The sequence below is a fragment of the Chitinophaga sp. 22620 genome (assembly GCF_052044405.1).
Lineage (GTDB): Bacteria > Bacteroidota > Bacteroidia > Chitinophagales > Chitinophagaceae > Chitinophaga.
This window is the reverse complement of the sequence record NZ_JBQEMV010000001.1, coordinates 542,685-563,253: the sequence shown is the minus strand read 5'-3', so window position 1 is coordinate 563,253 and position 20,569 is coordinate 542,685. Positions and strand designations below refer to the sequence as shown.

General features: G+C 53.7%; 16 protein-coding genes. 8 read left to right on the top strand and 8 right to left on the bottom strand.

Going from position 1 to position 20,569, the window contains the following annotated elements:
* Positions 1–31 precede the first annotated feature (31 nt).
* The gene (gltB, locus tag ACTJIK_RS02355; protein WP_440644675.1) at positions 32–4,561 is read right to left on the bottom strand and encodes a glutamate synthase large subunit; all 4,530 of its coding nucleotides are present in this window, start codon (positions 4,559–4,561) and stop codon (positions 32–34) included.
* Positions 4,562–4,845: 284 nt separating this feature from the next.
* Complete coding sequence (locus tag ACTJIK_RS02350) at positions 4,846–6,384, bottom strand: glycoside hydrolase family 10 protein (protein WP_440644674.1); 1,539 nt, start codon at positions 6,382–6,384, stop codon at positions 4,846–4,848.
* Positions 6,385–6,634: 250 nt separating this feature from the next.
* Here ACTJIK_RS02350 and ACTJIK_RS02345 point away from each other — a divergent pair, with 250 nt between their 5' ends.
* Positions 6,635–7,639: a DUF3500 domain-containing protein gene (locus ACTJIK_RS02345; protein ID WP_440644672.1), complete on the top strand. Its 1,005-nt coding sequence runs from the start codon at positions 6,635–6,637 to the stop codon at positions 7,637–7,639.
* A 181-nt stretch (positions 7,640–7,820) separates the two neighbouring features.
* On the opposite strand, the gene ACTJIK_RS02340 is transcribed toward ACTJIK_RS02345, so the two are convergent.
* On the bottom strand, positions 7,821–8,273 hold the full coding sequence (locus ACTJIK_RS02340; RefSeq protein WP_440644671.1) for a methylglyoxal synthase: 453 nt from the start codon (positions 8,271–8,273) through the stop codon (positions 7,821–7,823).
* Between the two features lie 93 nt (positions 8,274–8,366).
* Between ACTJIK_RS02340 and ACTJIK_RS02335 the strand changes: the two genes are divergently transcribed.
* The 4 genes from ACTJIK_RS02335 to ACTJIK_RS02320 all read left to right on the top strand — a co-directional run bounded on the left by ACTJIK_RS02335 (position 8,367) and on the right by ACTJIK_RS02320 (position 11,914).
* Complete coding sequence (locus ACTJIK_RS02335; RefSeq protein WP_440644670.1) at positions 8,367–8,948, top strand: NifU family protein; 582 nt, start codon at positions 8,367–8,369, stop codon at positions 8,946–8,948.
* Between the two features lie 103 nt (positions 8,949–9,051).
* Positions 9,052–10,719: a PNGase F N-terminal domain-containing protein gene (locus tag ACTJIK_RS02330; RefSeq protein ID WP_440644669.1), complete on the top strand. Its 1,668-nt coding sequence runs from the start codon at positions 9,052–9,054 to the stop codon at positions 10,717–10,719.
* Positions 10,720–10,766: 47 nt separating this feature from the next.
* Entirely contained in the window at positions 10,767–11,396 is a 630-nt protein-coding gene (gene pnuC, locus ACTJIK_RS02325; protein ID WP_440644667.1) for a nicotinamide riboside transporter PnuC, read from the top strand.
* Positions 11,393–11,914 (top strand): AAA family ATPase, encoded by a 522-nt coding sequence (locus ACTJIK_RS02320; protein WP_440644666.1) that lies wholly within the window; start codon positions 11,393–11,395, stop codon positions 11,912–11,914. Before pnuC ends, ACTJIK_RS02320 begins: the two co-directional genes overlap by 4 nt.
* Positions 11,915–11,917: 3 nt before the next feature.
* Here ACTJIK_RS02320 and mtgA read toward each other — a convergent pair whose 3' ends face one another.
* Positions 11,918–12,625, bottom strand: coding sequence for a monofunctional biosynthetic peptidoglycan transglycosylase (mtgA, locus tag ACTJIK_RS02315; protein WP_440644664.1), 708 nt, complete (start codon positions 12,623–12,625; stop codon positions 11,918–11,920).
* A 128-nt stretch (positions 12,626–12,753) separates the two neighbouring features.
* On the opposite strand from mtgA, the gene ACTJIK_RS02310 reads away from it, so the two are divergent.
* Positions 12,754–13,371, top strand: coding sequence for an L-threonylcarbamoyladenylate synthase (locus ACTJIK_RS02310; protein ID WP_440644663.1), 618 nt, complete (start codon positions 12,754–12,756; stop codon positions 13,369–13,371).
* Between the two features lie 58 nt (positions 13,372–13,429).
* On the opposite strand, the gene ACTJIK_RS02305 is transcribed toward ACTJIK_RS02310, so the two are convergent.
* From ACTJIK_RS02305 to polA, 3 genes are all read right to left on the bottom strand, one after another.
* On the bottom strand, positions 13,430–14,578 hold the full coding sequence (locus tag ACTJIK_RS02305; RefSeq protein ID WP_440644662.1) for an aminopeptidase C: 1,149 nt from the start codon (positions 14,576–14,578) through the stop codon (positions 13,430–13,432).
* Between the two features lie 58 nt (positions 14,579–14,636).
* Positions 14,637–15,182, bottom strand: a complete 546-nt coding sequence (locus ACTJIK_RS02300) for a GNAT family N-acetyltransferase (RefSeq protein WP_440644661.1) — start codon at positions 15,180–15,182, stop codon at positions 14,637–14,639.
* Between the two features lie 157 nt (positions 15,183–15,339).
* The gene (polA, locus tag ACTJIK_RS02295) at positions 15,340–18,177 is read right to left on the bottom strand and encodes a DNA polymerase I (RefSeq protein WP_440644660.1); all 2,838 of its coding nucleotides are present in this window, start codon (positions 18,175–18,177) and stop codon (positions 15,340–15,342) included.
* A 43-nt stretch (positions 18,178–18,220) separates the two neighbouring features.
* Here polA and ACTJIK_RS02290 point away from each other — a divergent pair, with 43 nt between their 5' ends.
* A complete protein-coding gene (locus ACTJIK_RS02290) occupies positions 18,221–18,571 on the top strand; it encodes an arsenate reductase family protein (RefSeq protein ID WP_440644659.1) in 351 nt (116 codons plus the stop codon).
* A 72-nt stretch (positions 18,572–18,643) separates the two neighbouring features.
* Here the strand turns inward: ACTJIK_RS02290 and ACTJIK_RS02285 are convergent, their stop codons facing one another.
* Positions 18,644–19,744, bottom strand: a complete 1,101-nt coding sequence (locus ACTJIK_RS02285) for a glycosyltransferase (RefSeq protein WP_440644658.1) — start codon at positions 19,742–19,744, stop codon at positions 18,644–18,646.
* 358 nt (positions 19,745–20,102) lie between these two features.
* Between ACTJIK_RS02285 and ACTJIK_RS02280 the strand changes: the two genes are divergently transcribed.
* Positions 20,103–20,351, top strand: a complete 249-nt coding sequence (locus tag ACTJIK_RS02280; RefSeq protein ID WP_346317094.1) for a hypothetical protein — start codon at positions 20,103–20,105, stop codon at positions 20,349–20,351.
* The last annotated feature ends 218 nt before the right edge of the window (positions 20,352–20,569 follow it).

Below are 20,569 nucleotides of genomic sequence, written 5' to 3'. Positions count from 1 at the left end.
CTCTGCTTGTCCGCTTTTTAAAATTTGTTTGTTACGCTTTGTGCTTCACTCCCTTTGTGGCAGCCGCTTTCAGGGCAGCTTTGTATTCTTTCGGGAACACTTTCACAAAGTGGCGCAATTGGTTCTCCCAGTCTTTCAGGATAAACCTGGCCACTGTACTGTTCGTATAAGCGTGATGTTTAGTAACCAGGTCCTGGAGGATGGCGGCGTCTTCTTCGCCAACAGGATCCAGGTCTATCATGTCCAGGTTGCACAGCGATGAAAAAGTTCCTTTCACATCGTACACGTAAGCAATACCACCACTCATGCCCGCGCCGAAGTTGCGGCCGGTTTCGCCGAGGATAACTGCTTTACCGCCGGTCATGTATTCACAGCCGTGGTCGCCCGTGCCTTCCACCACAACGGTGGCGCCGGAGTTGCGCACGCAGAAGCGTTCGCCGGCTTTACCGCGGATGTACGCCTCGCCGGATGTTGCGCCGTACAGCGCCACGTTGCCCGCGATGATGTTCTCTTCCGCTTTGAAACCCGCTTCGGTGGAAGGGTAGAGGATCAGCTTGGCGCCGGAAAGACCTTTGCCGAAGTAATCGTTCGCTTCGCCTTCCAGCTCCAGCGTTACGCCTTTGGTATTGAATGCGCCAAAGCTCTGGCCGGCTGAACCGGTGAATTTATTGTGAATGGTATCTTCCGGTAATCCTTCGCTTTTGTAGCGTTTGGAAATTTCGTTGGAAAGAATGGTACCGACGGTGCGGTCCGTATTCTTCACCTTGTAAGTGCCGTATACCCTGGTTTTGCTTTCCAGCGCGGGTTTGGCGGCTTTCAGCAGCTGCCAGTCCATCACTTCGGCCAGCCCGTGATCCTGCTCTTCCTGTTTGTAGAGGCCGGTTTCGTCTGAAGCCGGTTCGCGGTACAGCACGGGGGAGAGGTCCAGGTGTTTGTATTTCCAGTGGGTGATGTTCTCGCGAACTTTCAGCACTTCCACTTGTCCCACCATTTCCTGCACAGTGCGGAAGCCCAGCTCGGCCATGATCTCGCGGAACTCAGCCACCAGGAAGTGGAAGAAGTTCACCACGGCGTCTGCTGAGCCGTTGAAGCGTTTGCGCAGGTCAGGGTCTTGTGTGGCCACGCCAACAGGACAGGTGTTCAGGTGGCATTTGCGCATCATGATACAGCCTTCCACTACCAGCGCCGCGGTGGCTACGCCCCATTCTTCAGCGCCAAGTAAAGTAGCGATCGCGATGTCGCGGCCGGTTTTCAGCTGGCCGTCCGTCTGCACGGTCACGCGGCTGCGGAGTTTGTTGCGAACGAGCGTCTGGTGTGTTTCAGCCAGGCCCAGTTCCCAGGGCAGGCCAGCGTGTTTGATGGAGCTGATAGGAGATGCTCCTGTACCGCCGTCGTGGCCGGAAACGAGGATCACATCGGCATGCGCTTTGGCAACGCCTGCGGCAATGGTGCCTACCCCTGCTTTGGATACCAGCTTCACGCTGATGCGCGCAGCGCGGTTCGCGTTCTTCAGGTCAAAGATCAGCTGCGCCAGGTCTTCGATGGAATAAATATCGTGGTGCGGCGGCGGGGAGATGAGGCCTACACCGGGCGTAGCGTGACGCACTTTCCCGATCCAGTCGTCCACTTTATGGCCAGGCAGCTGGCCGCCCTCGCCGGGCTTGGCGCCCTGCGCCATTTTGATCTGCAGCTCGTCCGCATTCGTCAGGTAGTAGCTGGTAACCCCGAACCGGGCAGATGCCACCTGTTTGATGGCGGAGCGCATGGAATCGCCGTTGGGCAATAGCTCATAACGCATTTCATCTTCACCGCCTTCGCCGGTATTGCTTTTCGCGCCGATGCGGTTCATGGCCACAGCCAGCGTGGAGTGCGCTTCATGGCTGATGGAACCGAAGCTCATAGCGCCGGTGGCAAAACGTTTCAGGATGCTTTCAGCTGATTCCACTTCTTCCAGCGGCACCGGGTTGCGGTTGCGTTTGAAGGTGAACATGCTGCGCAGCGTGGCTGCTTTTTCGCTCTGATCGTTTACGGCTTTGGAATATTTCTTGAAAATACCGTAGTCGTTCATACGGGTGGAATACTGCAGCAGGTGGATGGTAGTGGGATTAAAAAGGTGGAATTCCCCTTTACGTTTCCACTGGTACACGCCGCCGGTGCTCAGGCGCTGAACCGGGGTATCTTTCCGGCCATAGCTGGTCCAGTGCTTGGCGAGTGTTTCCTGTGCAATTTCATCGAGGCCCATACCCTGGATGCGGGAAACGGCGCCGGTGAAATATTTGTCCACCACGGTTTTATTGATACCGAGTATTTCAAAGATCTGCGCGCCCTGGTAAGATTGCAGGGTGGAGATGCCCATCTTGGAGAACACTTTGAAGAGCCCCTCGCAGATGGCCTTGACATAATTTTTCTTCAGTTTGTCTACGTCCAGCTCCGTTTGCAGCTTGCCTTTCAGGCGCATGTCGCGGATAGTGCTGAGCGCCAGGTAAGGATTGATGGCGGTTGCGCCGAAACCGAGCAGGCAGGCGAAGTGATGTACTTCCCATACGTCGCCGGCTTCCACCACCAGGCCAACCTGGCCGCGGTAACCCTTGCGGATGAGGTGGTGATGCACGGCGGAAAGCGCCAGCAGCGAAGGAATAGGAGCATGTTCCGAATCGATCGCACGGTCGGAGAGGATCACCACTTCAAAGCCGTCTTCCACCGCATCCACGGCGTAGCGGCAAAGGCGCGCCAGGCCTTTTTCGAGGGAGCCGGGCTTGCCGTCTGCCTTGAAATAGGTATGCAGTGTTTTGGCCTGGAAGATGCCGGTGTCTATACTGCGGATCTTTTCCAGCTCATAGTTGTTAAGGATCGGGTGCGGCAGCGCAATACTGTGGCAGTGCATCGGATCTTCGTCGAGAAGATTGCCGTTGTTGCCCAGGAAGGTGGCCAGGCTCATCACCAGCCTTTCTCTGATGGGATCGATGGGCGGGTTGGTAACCTGTGCGAACAGCTGCTTGAAATAGCTGCTGATATGCTGCGGCTGCTCGCTGAGGATGGCCAGGGGCACATCCGTACCCATGGAACCGATGGGCTCTTTCCCATCGATGGCCATCGGCGCGATGATGGTTTCCAGGTCTTCGGTGGAATAACCGAAAGCGCGCTGGTATTTGAAGATCTGCTCGTGCTCCAGGTGCGTGAAAGTTACGCGGGGCTCAGGCAGCTCGTCGAGCCGGATCTTATATTTATTGAGCCATTCGGCGTAAGGCTGCTGGGAGCAAATGCCCTGTTTCAGCTCTTCATCGCCAATGATCCGGCCCTGTTCCATATCCACCACGAACATTTTGCCCGGCTGGAGACGGCCTTTTTCTTTTACATTTTTCGGATCGATGGGCAGCACGCCTGCTTCTGAGGCCATGATCACCCGGTCGTCTTTCGTTACCACGAAGCGGGAAGGGCGGAGGCCGTTCCTGTCCAGGGTGGCGCCGATGAGCTTGCCATCTGTGAAAGAGATGGAAGCGGGCCCGTCCCAGGGCTCCATGAGGGAAGCGTGGTATTCGTAGAATGCTTTCTTCACCGGGTCCATGGCTTCGTTGCCGTCCCATGCTTCGGGGATCAGCATCATCATTACATGGGGTAATGAGCGGCCGGTGAGGTTCAGCAGTTCGATCACATTGTCCAGGCAGGCGGAGTCAGACTGGCCTTCGTCTACGATCGGCGACAGCATCTCCATTTCCTCCGGGGTGAAATATTTGGTCACAAAGCTGTTCTCGCCTGCGCGCAGCCAGTTCAGGTTGCCTTTCAGCGTGTTGATCTCGCCGTTGTGGGCGATGTAACGGAAAGGATGCGCGAGCTTCCAGCTGGGGAAGGTGTTGGTGGCAAAACGGCTGTGGATCAGCCCGAATGCGGACACCATGCGTTCGTCGCGCAGGTCGGTATAATAATGGCCTACCTGGTAGGTGGTCAGCTGGCCTTTGTATACGATCGTTTTGCAGGAAAGCGATGCGAAATAGATCTCCGCTTTATCTTTCGGGATAGAGTTGCGAACGGTTTTGGTAATATAATTACGCAGCACGAACAGCTTGCGTTCGAACTCTTCCGGGTCTGAAATAGAGTAGGGGCAGGCGATGAACAGCTGTTCGATCTCCGGTTCTACGCTCAGCGCGGTTTCGCCGATGCCATCGGGGCGAACGGGCACTTTGCGGTAGCCAAGTATCTCGAGGCCCAGCTTTTCCGCACAGCGCTGTATGATCTCGCGGCACTCTTCGCGCCAGCGTGGTTCTTTCGGGAAGAATACCATTCCCACACCGTATTTACCGGTTTCCGGAAGTTTGATGCCTAATTTCAAACATTCCGCGTACAGGAATTCATGGGGCATCTGAATAAGAATGCCGGCGCCATCACCGGTAGTACGCTCGCAGCCACAGGCGCCGCGATGCTCCATATTTTCCAGCATGGTCAATGCATCACGAATGATCTGGTGCGACTTCCTACCTTTAATGTGGGCGGTAAAGCCCGTGCCGCACGCATCATGTTCAAACTCCGCACGATACAAACCCTGCTCTTGGCTCACTTTTTCCATTGGCTTTAGATTTTTTCCTTTTTATCAGATACACTCCTCCCGGCAGGCGCTAATGCTCCAGGCTTAGGTACCGTAATTGCTTTGGGAACGGTTTAAAGATACTAAAGGAATGCGGTATTTTTTACATAAAGTTCTATTAAAGGGCTAAAATTTAGAAAAACTTAAAAATCGCCGTGCTTTCATTTGAAATAAATAAAAATTGAACCCCGTCCGAAGCCCCCTCGGAACAAAAAAAGCCGGGAGCAATTCCCGGCCTGGTAATAAGTTGTGTAAAACTCTAAGGATCAGGGCTCGAACTCGAACCTGGGCCTGCCGTTTACGATTTCTATCCTGAGCGGATCGCTGATCATACTCTCGTTCTGCATACGGTCAAGAGCGGTAACTATATAAATATATCCCTGTCCTTTAATATATGTTTTGTCCATATGCACAGGATCGGGCATCTGCTGCACGATCGCGATGATCTTGGTCGGATCGTTCACATTCACCACTTCTTTGTCGGTAAAACGGTACAGCACATACTGTTTCGTTTGCTGCGTGGTATCATCGTCGGACCAGCGGATCTCCAGCCCTTCCGGCTTTTCGAAGGCGTCTATGAAATAGGGCGCTTTCGGCGCGGAATTATCCAGCCAGGGCATGGTGGGCCGCAGCGCGGGGTAATGGTAGAGGTGATTGCGCAGGGTGTCTTCAAAACCCAGCGGGTTGCCGTTGAAGGATTTGGAGCTAAAGAACACGCTGCCCTGCACGGTGGCCAGCGAACGGGCCGCGTTGATCTGCCGGCCCATTTCCCGCGGGTCTTTCCAGCCGGCCGTACTGCCGATGCGGTAAGGCGCATGGCCGATGTACATATGCCGGCCGTAAGCATGCTGTGCCCACCAGGTAACGGCTACCTCGTAAGGCACCAGCCGGTGGCCGAATTCCCAGTACAGCTGCGGGGTGAGATAGTCTATCCAGCCCAGGCGCTGCCATTTGATCACGTCCGCATACAGGTCGTCGTAATTGGTCACGCCGGCGCGGGTAGCGGAGCCTTCCGGGTCCTGGTCGCGGTTGCGCCATACGCCGAAGGGGCTGATGCCGAATTTCACCCAGGGCTTCTCTGCTTTGATGACGGCGCTGAGCATCTGGATAATGGTGTCCACATTAAAACGGCGCCACTCGTCCAGGTAGCGGCCTTTGCCGTAGAGGCGGTAAGAGCCGTTGTCCGGGAAGTCGCGGCCGGGAATGCGGTAGGGGTAAAAGTAGTCGTCGAAGTGAATGGCGTCCACGTCATACCGCTTTACCACATCGCGGATCACGTCGGTAACATAATTGCGCACTTCGGGGATGCCGGGATCGAAATATTTTTTATCCCCGTAGGTAAGGAACCACTGGGGTTTGGTGCGGGTGATATGATTGGAAGCGATGCTGCTGGAGCGGGTATTGGCCACGGCGCGGTAGGGATTGAACCAGGCGTGGAATTCCATGCCGCGTTTATGCGTTTCCGTGATCATGAATTCCAGCGGATCGTAATACGGTATGGGCGGCTGGCCCTGCCTGCCGGTAAGGTATTCGCTCCAGGGCTCGTATGGTGAAGGGTAAAAAGCGTCTGCCGAGGGCCTTACCTGGAACACGATCGCGTTCATGCCGTTGCGCTGGTGCTGGTCCAGCAGTTCGGTAAACTCGCGTTTCTGTTCATCCGCGCTCAGCCCCTTGCGCGACGGCCAGTCGATATTCTCTATGGTCGCGATCCACACGGCCCGCAGTTCCCGCTTGGGCGGCTGCTGTGCGTTTGTCTGCCCAACGAGGCCAAAGAGTAACAATCCTGCCAATAAGTGCTTCACCATTTCCTGATAAATTAAAAACCGTAAACTGCGAAAATATAATTCCAACCGGCAAATCCCAAATGCGGATCAAGCTGTTACATATCAAAAGCAAGGCCGGAACTATGCAAAAAATACAGCAGACGGGTTTATTTATACAGGCAACAAGTACCTGCGGTTAAAAAACCGGATCAGCAGTGATACATCCTTTAACGGCAATTTCATAGTATCCACCGCAAAAGATTTGTATTTTACTCTGACAGATTCCACGGACATGAAAAAGATACTTCTCCTCATATCGCTCGCCGCCCTTTGCCAGCAAGCGTTTTCGCAAACCGCTGAAAAAGCGGCGCAGCAATTCCTCCGTACGCTGGACACGGGCCTGCGCGCCAAAGTGCAGTTCAGCTGGGAAGATGCGGAGCGCTTCAACTGGCATTTTGTGCCCCGCCCCCGGAAAGGCCTTCCCCTGAAAGAAATGAACGACACGCAGCGCGCCGCAGCTTACGCATTGCTGAAACGCTGCATGAGCAGCAACGGCTATACGAAAGCCACGGCCATTGTGCAGCTGGAATACGTGCTGCGCGCGATGGAAGGCCGCGGGGAAAATGATGATTACCGCGACCCGGGCAAATATTACTTTTCCGTTTTCGGCGACCCTGCAGCGGGGAAGCCCTGGGGCTGGCGGGTAGAAGGGCATCACCTTTCGCTGAACTTTTCCGCCCTGGAAAACAAATGGATGGCCGGCAGCCCAATGTTCATGGGTTCCAACCCGGCCGTTGTGCCGGACGGGCCGAAGAAAGGACAACAGATACTGAAGGAAGAGGCCACGATGGCCTTCAGCCTGCTGGGCGGCCTGGACGGACAACAACGGAAAGAGGCTGTGGTAGCGGAAAAAGCCCCGGCAGACATCATCACCGGGAATAAAAGGAAAGCCTGGCTGCAGGAGCCCCCCGGAGTCGGCTTTGCCAAGCTCAGCCCGGCACAGCAGCAACAGCTGAAAATGCTGGTGGCGGTGTATGTGGACCGCTATACGAAGCTCATGGCGGATGTGATCTGGAAAGAAATAGCGGGTGCAGGCTGGGAGAACGTGCATTTCGCCTGGGCCGGCGGCAGCGCCTGGGGTACCGGTCATTACTACCGCATCCAGGGCCCGACCTTTATTATAGAATATGACAATACCCAAAACAACGGGAACCATGTGCACACTACGTTCCGCGACCTGAAGAACGATTTCGGGGAAGATTTGCTGAAAGAACACTACGGCAGCGCTCACCGGTAGTATTTTCTCTTTCTTCTCCTTCGCTTCTCCTATACCTCTCCTTTATCTATCCTATACGTATCCCATAGGCGGGGTACAAGGTAAAATACTATTGGTTTTTGATGAAAAACGCTCCCTGGCCGGAGAAACCAACCCTTTTTCATAAGCCTCAAGTGGAATCATTAACAGGAAAATTCCCCGGCTATACCTTCCGGCCGAGGTACTGGCTGTAATCCGGCAGGATGGCGGTGTACTCCTGGTGCATGAGCGGCGAGGTCATGAGGAAGTCCGCCGAGGCCCGGTTGCTGGCCATGGGAATGTTCCAGACCACGCCCAGCCGCAGCAGGGCTTTGATGTCCGGGTCGTGGGGCAGCGCCTCCATCGGATCCCAGAAGAAGATGATCACATCAATACGCCCTTCCGCAACAGCCGCACCGATCTGCTGGTCCCCGCCAAGGGGGCCGCTCAGCAGTTTCCTGACAGATACGTCCAGGGCCTCTTCCAGCAGCTTGCCGGTTGTGCCGGTGGCGTACAGTTCATGCCGTGTGAGCACCGTTTTGTTATAAGTAGCCCATTCCAGCAATTCCGCCTTCTTGTGGTCGTGTGCAATCAGCGCAATCCTTTTACGGGCATGAAGGGATTTAGTGTGTACCATGCTGCAAAAATAGACGGCTTTCCCAACACTGCAAGATTAAACGCCCCAACTATCGCCATTTTTTGCTAATTTTGCAGGAGAAAATTGTATATAATGATTAAAACAGGAAATCCAATTATCAGTATCTATACGGAAATGACGCCGAACCCGGAAACGATGAAGTTTGTGGTGAACAAGCTCCTTTATCCGAATAAATCCATCGATTTCCCTGATGCTGCCAGCACAGCCCCATCTCCCCTGGCCGCTGAACTGTTTACTTTCCCCTTCATCAGGGGCGTATTCATCTGCAGCAACTTCGTGACGCTTACCAAAACCAACGATACAGACTGGGCGGATGTGATCCCCACCATCAAACAATTCCTGAAGGAATACCTGGAGGACAACCGCGCGGTGATCAATGAAGACGATATTGTATCCGCCCCCGTGTTCAGCGGCGACGAAAGCGACGTTGTGCAGAGGATCAAGGAATTACTCGAAAACTACGTGAAACCCGCAGTGGAAATGGACGGCGGCGCCATCCAGTTCAAAGATTACCAGGAAGGTGTGGTAACCGTGATGCTGCAAGGTTCATGTTCAGGCTGCCCCTCCTCCATGATCACGCTGAAAGCCGGCATAGAAGGCATGATGAAGCGTATGATCCCGGAAGTGAAAGAAGTGGTGGCCGAAGCAGAATAAGCCATAGTTGAGTGAATGATAGTGTTAGAAGCGCGGCCTTAAGGCTGCGCTTTTTTCGTTTATGATCCTTAGCTTTACATCCGGCAATCTTTAAAAACTGACTATGAGAGGGATTTTATTGGGATGCGCATTGGTTATGACCAGTGCGTCTTTGTTTGCACAGCAGTCTGAAGCCGTGATCACTTACGGCTTTAAGAACAATGGAAAAGAATCGCGCGGGGAGCAAAAATTGTACATCAAAGGAAAGCAGGTAAGGCTGGCGCCCGCCGGCAGGCAAACAGAACAGCAATTCCTTCACTACGGCGAAAAAGCCAGCTACCAGGTGCTCAACAGCAACGGTGAAATATTTACGCTGAAAAAGCCTTTTTCAGAATATGTTAAGCCGGAGCTGATCCCGGGAATAGACACGATCGCGGGCGTTCCCTGCAAAAAAGCAAAAGTCTTCATCCGCTCCAACACCATCGAAGTATGGTATACGAACGACCTTACCATAAAAGGCACGCCCGCCATCACTGTGGCTCCCGGCCTGGGCCTCGTGCTGAAGACCATCCGCAACGGCAATTCGGAAACGTATGCCAGGCAGATAGAATACAGGACGGTGACGGCCGAAGAGCTGAACTGGCCGGTCGATAAAGGAACAATAGTGGACGAGCCCAGCTACCAGCGCCAGGTGATAGAAAGCCGCTACACCACGCTGCCCATCTTCGACAGGGAGCAGATCAGCTGGGGCAACAAGATCGACAATCCTCAGGCTGAAACGCTGAATGCAACCTACAAATTCGCAGGGGGCACGGTAATATTGAAGAAAGTGAAACTGCCCGCCACAAAGCCCGGCCAGCGCCTGTTCGCTGAGTTGGTGCAATATTCCAACGGCGACGCGTACGACCGCACCGGTTCCGTATTCATGATCCCCACCGATAAAGCCGTTACTTTCCTCCAAGGCCTTCAGCAGGGCGCGCAGGCTTTGCCTGCCTTCACAGGGCGCAACGGTAAAAAATACCAGGGTTATGTAACCACAGACAGCTACGTGACGCCGCTGGAACTGATGCGTTTCTTCACGCCTTTCGGCGTAAGGCACTTCAACGCCCAGGCCCGCATCAAAGGCTACGACTGGGCCGATTCAGCCGTGTACAAGCAGGACATTTCAGACCTGCTGCCACGCCTGCAGGGCGAGGTTTGGATCGGCATCTACATCGGCAACTACGACAAAGGCGGCCATATAGCCAGTCTCAGCTTTAAATACTATCCAGGCTATGAGGGCGAGGGCGCAACGGAAATCAAAAAATGGGTAATGCCCGTTTTCAACTCCACCAACCTCATGGAAATGGCCGGCCAGGAATACGCTACGTTGTTCGACCAGGATTCGCTGACCGTAACGATAGACGTGCCGCAGGGCGTGAAGAACCTGAAGCTGCGCTACATCACCACCGGCCACGGCGGCTGGGGCGGCGGAGACGAGTTCAATCCCAAGCTGAACGAAATATTTGCGGACGGCAAAAGGGCCTATCACTTCTTTCCCTGGAGAGAAGACTGCGCCACGTACCGTTTGCTGAATCCCGCATCGGGCAACTTCGGGAACGGGTTATCTTCATCGGACCTGAGCAGGAGCAACTGGTGCCCCGGCACGCTGACCTTGCCGGTAGACGTCCCGTTGCCCGATCTGGCCCCGGGCAAACATACCCTGCAGGTGGCTATCCCGCTGGGTAAGCCGGAAGGCGGCAGCTTCAGCTTCTGGAATGTTTCGGGAGTATTGATCGGCGATAAGGAATAACAATCATTCGCGGGGCTGATATGTCAGCCCCGTTTTTTTCATAACGTATGGAACAGATCTACCAGGAAGTAATCAAAGGATTTCAGCAAATGACGCTGCTGGAGGGCATCGCTGTGTTCTTCGGCGTGATCAGCGTGCTGTGCTCGCGGCAGAACAGCGTATGGGTATATCCTACAGGGCTTATCAGCACCGGCATTTACGCGTATATGCTGGCGCAGGTGCATTTTAAACTGTATGCGGAAGCCGCGCTCAACGCGTATTATTTCATCATGAGCGTGTATGGCTGGTACAACTGGAGCCGCAACACCACATCCGCCGGCGACCATGTGGGCATATCGGTTGTAAACCGCCGTGAGCTTGGCATCGCCGTGGGCATCGCGGTTATCGGATGGGTGATTATCTATGCGTTGCTGCGCAATTTCTCAGATTCGGATGTTCCTGCACTGGATGCATTCGTATCCGCTACCGCCTGCAGTGGCATGTGGCTGCTGGCCAAAAGGAAGATCGAGAACTGGATATTCCTCAATATTTCCAACTTTGTGGCGGTGCCGCTGTTGTTCTACAAACACCTGGCGTTGACGGCCCTTTTAACAATATTCCTTTTCATTGTTGCGGTAAACGGGTATTTCCATTGGAGGAAACTCTACCGTCAACAGCTAAACGAAAATCGCCCTTGAAGCGGATCGTAGTCATAGGCCCGGAATCTACGGGCAAAAGTACACTCAGCGAACAACTGGCCGCGCATTTCAACACTGCATGGGTAAAGGAATACGCGCGCGGATACCTGGAAAATCTGAACCGCCCGTATGAGCAGCACGACCTGTTGCAGATCGCCGAAGGCCAGCTGCGGCTGGAAGATGAAACAGCCGCCCGCGCCAGCAACATCCTTATCTGCGATACGGACCTGCAGGTGATAAAAGTCTGGAGCGAAGCGAAATACGGCGATTGCGACCCGCGCATCCTTGAGATGATCGCGCAGCGGCAATACGATCTGTACCTGCTGACGTACATAGACATCGCCTGGACGGACGATCCGTTGCGCGAGCACCCGCTCCCTTCGGAAAGGGAATACTTCTACAACATTTACCGCGACATTGTGATGAACGCAGGCATTCCCTGGGCGGACATACGGGGGGATTATGAACAGCGGCTGAAAACCGCGGTGGAGGCGGTTGAATTTATCTTAAACCAATAAACATCATTTGATCAACGCCGCCACATCCGGATCGGGCGCAAGGTTGCGCATCTGCACCAGTATTCTCCGCTGGCGCCATGCCGTGATGCGCGCGGGAGGGTTCACGGTATATTTTACGGGGTTCGGCAGGCAGGCTGCTATCATGGCGGATTCTTCCCGGTTGAGACTGGCCGCGGGTTTACGGTAGTTTGCCTGCGCAGCGGCTTCCACTCCAAATATGCCTTCGCCCGTTTCCGCCACGTTCAGGTACATTTCAAGAATGCGCTTTTTGCCCCAGATCTTTTCGATCATAAAAGTGAAATATACTTCAAGGCCTTTGCGGATATAACTGCGGCCCTGCCAGAGGAACACGTTCTTGGCCACCTGCTGGCTGATGGTGCTGGCGCCGCGGATCTTCTTGCTTTTCTGGTTGTGCTTCATGGCCTTTTCGATGGATTTGAAATCGAACCCGTCGTGGTCGGGGAACAGCTGGTCTTCGCTGGCAATAACCGCCAGCTTCACGTGCTGGCTCATTTCGTCCAGGTTCACATAATCCCGTTTGAAACTTTTGCCGGTGCCCCAAAGGCTGAACCAGCTGCTGATCATGGTTACGGTAATGGGAGGATTCACCCAGCGCAGCAGGATAATATACAACAGTTGTGCAACGAACAGTATGAGGAAAATTCTTTTCAACAGCCGCCAGGTTCTGGGGACGATTCCTTTTAATTTCATCCGGGTAGTTTTCAAACCGGGCGGAAAGTTAGCAAGATTATTGGATTTTATCTTTCCGATTGAATGTGTAATTTCCACCGGCAACATATCAACGTGGCAGATTGTTATCATAGTATAAACCAAGGCTCATGAGATTAGAACTGCATCCGCAAAATCCGAATCCGCGTAACCTGAAGATCATCATCGAATGCCTGCGCGATGGTGGCGTGGTGATCTATCCCACCGATACCGTATACGGCATGGGCTGCGACATCTTCAAACACGAAGCCGTTGAAAAAATTGCGCGGATAAAAGGAATAGACCCGAAGAAGGCGCACTTTTCCTTCATCTGCTACGACCTGAGCCATCTCACGGACTATACCAAAAGTGTGGACACGCCGCTGTTCCGCCTGCTGAAAAAAGCCCTTCCCGGGCCATATACTTTCATCCTGCCGGCCAGCAGGCAGGTGCCGAAAATGCTGAAGACCAAACGCGATACCGTTGGTATCCGCGTGCCGGATAATCTTATCTGCCGCACGCTGGTAAAGGAACTGGGCAATCCCATCATGAGCACATCGCTGCCAATAGAAGAGTACGTGGAAGAATATACGGACCCGGAGATCATCCACGACAAATTCGGGAAACTGGTAGACATTGTGGTAGACGGCGGGCCTGGCGGGATGGTGTTTTCAACCGTGGTAGACTGCACCGGCCCCGAGCCGGAACTGATAAGGGAAGGCGCCGGCAGCTGGGAAGAGATCAGTTAAAAAAAAGAAGCCATTCCCTTGCAGGAATAGCTTCTCACAGGAAATGCCCGTTAATATTCTAGATGCCCATCTTTTTGGCGAGCGCAGCGGGTATCGCTCTTTTGTTCACCATATAACAGGTCGTTTTGTACGCGAAATATGGCATGGAGGCGTAGAAGTAGCCATTGCAGGGGCTTCCGGCTGTTCCCCAGGAATTTTTCACGATGAAGAATTTGTTGCCCTGCTGGTCTTTCGCCAGGCCGGTGATGTGCATGCCATGATCGTCCTGCGTTTCGTAATTATCGAAGGCCAGCTGGCGGTTCTCCTGCGTGATGGCTTTTTCTTTCGCTGGCTGCGTAAAAAGCGATTCGCGTTCCTGGGCTGAATAATCCGCCCAGTCTTTTTCAGGAACGATGGCAAGGCCGTCTTTATAAGAGAATCCTTTTTCGCTTACGTCTGCCGCCCAGGCAATGGTATACCCCTTCATCACTGCCTGCTCGGCGATAGTGGTAAAGTCGTTCAGTGGTACGTTGTATACTTTTTCCCAGTTCCAGTTGTCCGGTACTTCCAGCACAAATTGTTCGTAGAAAGGGTGGTGGTTAAAAGAAGAGATGATCACATAATCGTCCGCATTCAGCCCCAGCTCTTTCGCGAAAGACTGCGGGGTGTACGACTTGCCGTTGTATTGGAAATTCTCCGGCGTGGCGCCGATATATGCATCCAGCACGCCTTCCAGGGCTTTCTGCCAGCTGGGGTTCACGGTATTGGCTTCGCCCAGCTTTTTGACCATGGGTTCCATGAGGCCGAGCATTTCGGCGTGGTTGTAAGTTTTCTGGCGGTTGCCGTCGTATGCTTCCTGCGGAACGAGGCCGTATTTTTTCAGGCACAACAAGTCATCCGGGAAACCGCCGCCTTCCCCGAAGTTGGCCTTGCCGTGCATGCGCACGTAGTTGGCGGCTTTCAGCGGGTACATCTTGCGCACTACGAACATTTCGCTAAGGTTAAGGTCTTTGCCTTTCCCGTTGCGGATCAGTTCCGATTCAAAAAATGAAAGGCCTGAAAACGACCAGCAGGTGCCGGTTTGGCCCTGGTTCTGTACGGCATAGGCGTCGAGGTTCTTGAGAACGGTGAACTGGTATTGGCTGCCTTCCCTGTTGGTTTGCGGGATGGTTTGCGCGGCAGCGGCCATGCCCCATAATACGGCGGCGCTCAGCAACAATTTCTTCATGCTCTTGCTTTAGTTGGTTTATAAAGCAGCAAATGTAAGGGCCGGCGGTTAACGGGCCTCAGGCGGATTGATGAGCGGTATTTGCGGCCTCAAATTGTTCACGGGCGATCTCCCAGCGCCACAGCTCTCCCGCATCGGTGCCGTTTACGGTGCCGGCGAAATGCATGCCTGCTTTTTGCAGCACTTTTACCGCAGCGTTATATTCTTCAAGCGTATGCGCAATCACTTTATTCACGTAGGAATGACTGAAAGCAAAACGGATAAGGGTTTCGGCCATTTCAGTCGCGTATCCCTGCTCCCTGTATGCGGCAGACACCTCGTAACCGATCTCCACTACGCCATTGGCGTCGGGGCGGCCTTTAAAACCGCCGGTGCCTATCAGCCGGTTGTCTGCCCGGTGAATGGCCAAATAAAAGAACCAACCCAGCAAAGCAGGGTCGTTGCGTAATTTATCGTAAGCCACCAACACCATTTCAGGAAACTCCGTCCACTGTTCCGGCACGTCTGCACCCAATATCTGTGCTAATGCTTCATTCCCATGCAAAGCCGCTTCGAAATACTTTAACGTGCAGGGCAACAATTGTAACCTCGAGGTTTGGATCATATATGAAAACTAGTAAACGATTCCCGGAAATGCAAGGGGTATGCCAGGAAAGAATTGACAGAATTCTGGATGCATATTGGCAGGAGGGCTAACAAAGTACTCTGCCATTTTTTCAAGAAAAAATATTCCCGGGAGCCGCCCGCTCCCGGGAATATTTTTAGTGGGCTTCGAGCCAGTTTTTACCGGTGCCTATTTCCGCTTCGATGGGCAGCTTCTCCGCCAGCATGGGCATGGCATTGCGCATACCTTCGATGATGAGGGGCTTGATGGTCTCCACCTCGTCCAGGTGCGCATCGAACACCAACTCGTCATGCACCTGGAGGATCATGCGGGAGCGGAAATTGTGTTCCCTGAAGGTCTTGTGCAGCGAGATCATTGCCAGCTTGATGAGGTCCGCCGCCGTTCCCTGGATGGGCATGTTAATGGCGTTCCGCTCTGCAAATCCGCGCACCACGGCGTTGGACGAATTGATGTCTTTCAGCCAGCGTTTGCGCCCCATCATGGTTTGCACGTAGCCGGTCTGCTGTGCAAACCGCACCTGCGTTTCCATGTACTTTTTAATCGAAGGGTATTGTGCAAAGTAGTTGTCGATAAGGCTTTTGGCCTCGCTGCGCGGGATGCCCAGGTTTTCGCTGAGGCCGAAGGCGCTCTGGCCGTAGATGATGCCGAAGTTCACGCTTTTGGCGGCGCGGCGCATATCGGGCGTTACATCAGAAAGGTCAACTCCGTAGACCTTTGCCGCAGTGGCAGTGTGAATGTCCAGGTTGCTGCGGAAGGCTTCCATCATATTTTCATCTTCCGAAATGGCGGCAATGATGCGCAGCTCTATCTGCGAATAATCCGCGGAGAGCAGCGTGAATTCCGGGCTGCGCGGCACGAAGGCCTTGCGCACTTCGCGGCCCCTTTCCGTGCGGATGGGAATATTCTGGAGGTTCGGGTTGTTGGAACTGAGGCGACCGGTAACCGCCACCGCCTGGTTGTAGGAGGTATGCACGCGGTTGGTGCGCGGGTTGATCATTAACGGCAATGCATCAACGTAAGTGGATTTGAGCTTGCTCAGTTCGCGGAACACGAGGATGTTTTCCACGATGGGATGTTTGCTGGCGAGCTTGGCCAGCACATCTTCGCCCGTGGCATATTGCCCGGTGCGGGTTTTCTTGGCCTTGGGGTCCAGCTGGAGCTTTTCGAACAGCACTTCCCCCAGCTGTTTGGGCGAGGCGAGGTTGAAGCGCACGCCGGCCTGCTGGTAGACGCTCTCTTCCGCTTTTTTGATCTCCGTTTCCAGCTCCCTGGAATAATCGGCCAGCGCCTGCTGGTCCACGGCGATGCCTTCGTATTCCATATCGGTGAGCACTTTCACGAGGGGGTTCTCGATGTCGTAGAACACGTTCTCGACGGTGCGTTCTTTCAGCAGCGGCTCAAACCTTGTTTTGAGCTGAAGGGTGATATCCGCGTCCTCCGCCGCATATTCCTTGATCTTTTCTATTTCCACATCGCGCATGCTGCCCTGGCCCTTGCCTTTTTTGCCGATCAGCGTTTCGATGGAAACCGGCGCGTATTGCAGGTATTGGGCGCTGAGCAGGTCCATGCTGCGGCGGCCTTCGGGCTCTATGAGGTAGTGGGCCAGCATGGTGTCGAACAGCTTGCCTTTCACTTCTATGCCGTACCATTTCAGCACGATCATGTCGTACTTGGTGTTCTGCCCGATGAACAGTGCGTCTTCGCGTTCAAACACGGGGCGGAACACTTCCAGTATTTCTTTCACAGCCGCCTGGTCTGCCGGCAGCGGGATGTACCAGCCTTCCGCGGGTTTGATGGAAAAGCTCATTCCCACGATCTCCACGGCGTTGGCGTCTGTACCGGTGGTTTCGGTATCGAAGCTGATGGCGGGCTCCTTCATCAGGAGGGCCGCCAGTTCACGGTGTTTTTCGGGAGTGTCGGCGAGGTGATAGGTATGCGGGGTGTTCTCGATATTCTTATCTGCCACGAGGCCCACAGTTTCAATGTCCCCGGCCTGCTGCACGAGGTTGTCCGCGGCGGAGGGGGCGGTTTCAACGGGCTGGCCGAAGAGGTCCTGCTGAACGGCCTTTCCCGGGGCGGCTTCCCCGCTGATGGCATTGAAAGTGTCTCCCAGTATGCGTTTGCCGAGGGTCTTGAATTCCAGCTCGGAGAATATTTCGCTCAGCTTTTCTTTGTTCACTTCGGTGCAGCAGAAATCTTCTTCATGGAATTGCACGGGAACATTGGTGATGATGGTGGCGAGCTTTTTGGAAAGCAACGCGCTTTCCGCGCCGGCGCGGATCTTTTCGCCCATTTTGCCGCTGATCTTGTCCGCATTGGCGATCACGTTTTCGAGCGTGCCCCATTCAGCCAGGAGTTTCATAGCCGTTTTTTCGCCCACGCCGGGGATGCCGGGAATGTTGTCCACCGCGTCGCCCATCAGCCCCAGGATGTCCACCACCTGGTCTACTGTCTGGATCTGCCAGCGCTCGCACACTTCCTTCGGCCCCATGATCTCTTCTTTATTGCCGAGGGCGGGCGGTTTCCAGATGAATACGTTCTCTTTCACCAGCTGGCCATAATCCTTGTCGGGCGTAACCATATATACCTGGTAACCCTGTGCGGCGGCCTGCCAGGCAACGGTGCCGATAATATCGTCCGCCTCGTAGCCGTCCACTTCCAGCACGGGAATATTGAACCCTTCGATGATGCGTTTGATATCGGGGAGTGCGGCCAGCAGGTCTTCCGGCGCGTCTTCACGGTTGGCTTTGTAATCGGCGAAATCGGTATGCCTTTCAGTAGGGGCATGCGTATCGAAGGCCACGGCAATGTGCGTGGGTTTTTCTTTATTGAGAAGGTCCAGCAGGGTGGAGGTGAAACCGAACTGCGCGTTGGTGTTCTTGCCTTTGCTGGTGAGCCTCGGGTTCCTGATCAATGCATAATAAGCGCGATAAATAAGCGCCAGGGCATCTAATAAAAAGAGTTTCTTGTGCATGCGGTAAAAGTAATGAATTACCCATAATTCATAATTTTACCGGATGAATAAGATTTATCATTTAGCCACCTGCGATACCTGCGGGAAGATCCTCAAAGAAGTGGAAGCCGTGGAAAAAGGCGTGGAGCTGCAAGACATCAAAACGCAAAAGATCACGCCGGCTCAGCTGGACGGGATGAAGAAAATGGCGGGGAGCTATGAAGCGCTGTTCAGCCGCCGTTCCCTGCAATACAAGGCGAGGGGGTTGGCCGGGAAAGAGCTTACCGAAAAAGATTACCGTGATCTTATCCTGGAAGAATATACGTTCCTGAAACGGCCCGTGGCCATCGTGGGCAAGCAGATCTTCGTGGGGAACGACAAAAAAACGGTGGAGGCGCTGAAGAACGCGCTGTGAGCCGGGGGGCGCAAAATCCCCGCTGCTCCCCGCAATGACGAACTTCTCTTTAAAACTAAATGACGAATTTCTTTAAAGCGTTTTCACGAAGTCCTGCACGATCTTTTTGTAGGCTTCCATGTTCTGCCCGTGCTGGAACGGTGTGAAGGGGAAATTGCGGGTAGCGTTGAGCGTTTCCCGGAGGTTGAACTGCGATTGCGGGACGCTGTAGAAATAACCTTTTTTCATGAGATATTTGCCGAGGTATTCCTGTTCAGACTGGCCGGGTGTGGGAATGAGGATGCCTTTTTTATTGAGCTTGGCGAGATCCATGAGGGTGGTGTAGCCTGAGCGGCTGAGTACCATATCTGCTGCCAGCATGGCTTCGTTGAGCTCTTTCGCGCCAAGGTGGCTCACCTGCGTGATGCCGGGGGCGATCTCTTTTTGCGAAGCCTGGTCTGGTCGGCCGCTTACGATAAGGGCCTTCATGCCGGGCATTTGCTTGATCTGCGCCAGCAGCAGCTCTTCCAGGTTGGTGCGTTGCGGCTCCGGGCCTGAAATGAGGGCGAGCAGGTCATATTTCTTTTCCACGCCTTCTTTCGGCTCAAAGCGGCTCAGGCAGCCGAGGTACGCGGTATTGCCGGGCAGCTCGGGGGGATGGGCCAGTGCGCCGCTGAGGTTGGGTTCCCCTTCAAAATCAGGGATCCAGCAGGCGGAATAACGGCGGATATACCGGTAGTTCAGCTTTTGCAGCAAACGTTCCGTGACGCCGCCAAAAGGTGTTTTGATCAGTAACTGGTGGGAAATGAACACACAGGGGATGGAAGAGTGATAAAGCCCGAACCTGTTATCGGAGATCACGGCGCTGATGCCGTGCTCGATCACTGTTTTGCGCAGCCAGGCCTGTTCAGACTTCACGGCCTTCCAGATCTTGGGCACCTGCTGGAGGATCTTCAGTCCGAAAAAGAGGCCTTTTTGTGAATATGTAATGTGGTAACCGGGAAGCGGGAGAATGGTGAGTTGGGGGAATTCCCGGGAGAGCAGGGCGGCGTGTTTTCCTTCGGCTGCAATAACTACCTCACAACCAGCGTTTAATAGTTCGTGTATCAGCGGAATGTCGCGCGTGGCGTGGCCGAGGCCCCAATCAAGGGGAACGATCAGCACTTTTTTTCTGGCCGGGAAGCTTGTGGACAAATAATTAAAATTTTTTTGCGAAAATAGCTTAATTTAGAAATGATCATTGTTAAGAAAAGGTAAACACCCGCTCAGACAGACCAGCAAATATCGTCGTAGTTTATTATTCTGAATATGAAACAGTACAAATGGATTTTAGTTTTCTTGGTGGTGGGGAGTTTAACGTGGTCAGGTTGCAGTGTGCTTAAAAAAAATGATTGCGGGTGCCCACCCATGCAGAAGGGGCGGATGAAACACTAATCGGAAATTTAATCGCTATACCTCTCCATTCCTAAATTACCTGTAATGTCAGGAGTTGGACCGCGTTATTGAAACATTGATGTCAACAATAAGAGAAAAACAATCAAACGTAATCAGCATGAAGCCTGTAGAGAGGGATTTACTCATCTTGTTACATGAAGACCGCTACAACGAGCAGGAGATCCAGCACGAGGTGAAACAGATCAGCGATATGCTGAGCCTGGTTGAAACGATGGATTACCTGGCAGCAGCCACAGAAGTGGCAGACTGCAACAAGCATCGCGTGAGCAGCAAACGCCGCGTGCTGGAGCGTGCCTTCTTCCGTAAGGAGCCGAAAGCATTTGAGTTCATCGTCCACAAAAACTAGATCGCAACCAGCGTACTTATCCGGTAGAATCAGACCTGCCTCGATCATTACTGCTCTTTATCGGTTGTAAAAAATTAGAAGAACAGAGACCATCGCCGCGGAAAGCCGCCACCTGTTTCTGGTAATTATTCCACACGTTAGTTGAACTGCTACGATCTCCACGCACCTTGCACGGATCGCACGCATGTGCACACTTCACTTCCCATTATCCTATCGGC

Coding starts and splice junctions, on each gene's coding strand:
- gltB (WP_440644675.1), bottom strand. CDS start 4,561: ATGGAAAAAGTGAGCCAAGAGCAGGGTTTGTATCGTGCGGAGTTTGAA.
- ACTJIK_RS02350 (WP_440644674.1), bottom strand. CDS start 6,384: ATGGTGAAGCACTTATTGGCAGGATTGTTACTCTTTGGCCTCGTTGGG.
- ACTJIK_RS02345 (WP_440644672.1), top strand. CDS start 6,635: ATGAAAAAGATACTTCTCCTCATATCGCTCGCCGCCCTTTGCCAGCAA.
- ACTJIK_RS02340 (WP_440644671.1), bottom strand. CDS start 8,273: ATGGTACACACTAAATCCCTTCATGCCCGTAAAAGGATTGCGCTGATT.
- ACTJIK_RS02335 (WP_440644670.1), top strand. CDS start 8,367: ATGATTAAAACAGGAAATCCAATTATCAGTATCTATACGGAAATGACG.
- ACTJIK_RS02330 (WP_440644669.1), top strand. CDS start 9,052: ATGAGAGGGATTTTATTGGGATGCGCATTGGTTATGACCAGTGCGTCT.
- pnuC (WP_440644667.1), top strand. CDS start 10,767: ATGGAACAGATCTACCAGGAAGTAATCAAAGGATTTCAGCAAATGACG.
- mtgA (WP_440644664.1), bottom strand. CDS start 12,625: ATGAAATTAAAAGGAATCGTCCCCAGAACCTGGCGGCTGTTGAAAAGA.
- ACTJIK_RS02310 (WP_440644663.1), top strand. CDS start 12,754: ATGAGATTAGAACTGCATCCGCAAAATCCGAATCCGCGTAACCTGAAG.
- ACTJIK_RS02305 (WP_440644662.1), bottom strand. CDS start 14,578: ATGAAGAAATTGTTGCTGAGCGCCGCCGTATTATGGGGCATGGCCGCT.
- ACTJIK_RS02300 (WP_440644661.1), bottom strand. CDS start 15,182: ATGATCCAAACCTCGAGGTTACAATTGTTGCCCTGCACGTTAAAGTAT.
- polA (WP_440644660.1), bottom strand. CDS start 18,177: ATGCACAAGAAACTCTTTTTATTAGATGCCCTGGCGCTTATTTATCGC.
- ACTJIK_RS02290 (WP_440644659.1), top strand. CDS start 18,221: ATGAATAAGATTTATCATTTAGCCACCTGCGATACCTGCGGGAAGATC.
- ACTJIK_RS02280 (WP_346317094.1), top strand. CDS start 20,103: ATGAAGCCTGTAGAGAGGGATTTACTCATCTTGTTACATGAAGACCGC.